Raw genomic sequence first — 1245 nt, 5'->3', positions numbered from 1 at the left:
TCAGCGATATGGAATTGAGGCTGAATATGACACCAAGAAAGATTTTAAATGGGCTGACGCCAATGGAAGCCTATACCGGTCGCATGTTGCACTTATTGCGTTAATCCAGCAGGAGTTTTAGAAGGTAACGGAGACGATATTCTGGAGTTTAACTCAATCATGGAGTTTGTCTATTTAGGTCGGAAAGTGGAAGAAAATCCAAGTTTAGAAAATCTTGACTCTTACATTGTAATGAACTAGCAGCTAACAAAGAATTTAAGAATGATTCCCAGCGCTTGGCAAAGGTAGGTAAAAATGGGTTTTTCAAGAGTTAAAGCGGTGTATGTAGAGTGCTCAGTTGAGACGGAAGACACACTAGTTTTTGATGCGTTCTTAAATGCAGACAATTCTATACGTGGAATGGAAATTTTTGGCTATGCTATCGATGACGGTGATAAGTGGCCTTTCTACATAAAGCCTAAAGGGAAAGAGGGACTCCTGTACTGGGGGACTGGTGAAGAAAATACTACCACCACTGTAAATCTTTTTAAAAAGAAAATTAAAGTAGGGGAGTATATTACTCGTATAGACATATCTGACAATGAAAGAGCAGAGTACACCTATAGAGTAACGGATATCTTTGATTGGTAGCACCTTCGATAATTTCCCATACAAATGTTTAATTTAAGGTTCAACATATTTTTTCTTATCTAAATAAAGTGCGTTAGTTCAAAGGCTCTAACGCACTTTTGCCCATTGGTTTTCTTGCAGGAAGGCTGCCACTAAAGCAGCTCTATACTTATATCGATTTTACAATCTCGTTTTCGTATTTTTTTCTAAGGCTTTCGTAGTGATCACAGTGTAACAGGCGGTTTCCATTTAGGTGGATGACATGAGCCTTTTCTTTGAATGAATTTAGTGCTTCATTCTCCATCCCACATAAGATAATTTGAAAGTGCAATGGGACATTTTCTTGGATCACGTTAAGCACGGCCTGGTATCGATGTTCTGCTTGCTCTTGTTGGTTTGGCGTATCAATAACAAAAGGAGCTAGTGAACAGTGATTAACATATGCAATCTGACGTAAGATCGCTAACTGATATGCTAAAGTACCTCTAGTGCCTTCCGCTGCACCTCCACCAAGTAGCTTCTTGTAGGTAAGCGCCTAATTAACCCCACATACCTGACTGGTTAATCTTTTGTCATAGTGTGTTTTCTTTTATTGAGAAGGGGAACCACCATGACATTGACTGAAAAACAACAGCA

General features: G+C 39.1%; 1 protein-coding gene. It reads left to right on the top strand.

Going from position 1 to position 1245, the window contains the following annotated elements:
• Nucleotides 1-294: 294 nt before the first annotated feature.
• On the top strand, nucleotides 295-630 hold the full coding sequence (locus tag AAC854_RS22540; RefSeq protein WP_340619045.1) for a hypothetical protein: 336 nt from the start codon (nucleotides 295-297) through the stop codon (nucleotides 628-630).
• The last annotated feature ends 615 nt before the right edge of the window (nucleotides 631-1245 follow it).

Source organism: Xenorhabdus entomophaga (assembly GCF_037996725.1).
Classification (GTDB): Bacteria; Pseudomonadota; Gammaproteobacteria; order Enterobacterales; family Enterobacteriaceae; genus Xenorhabdus; species Xenorhabdus khoisanae.
The sequence above is the reverse complement of the archived record's forward strand: the minus strand, read 5'-3'. Positions and strand labels throughout refer to the sequence as shown.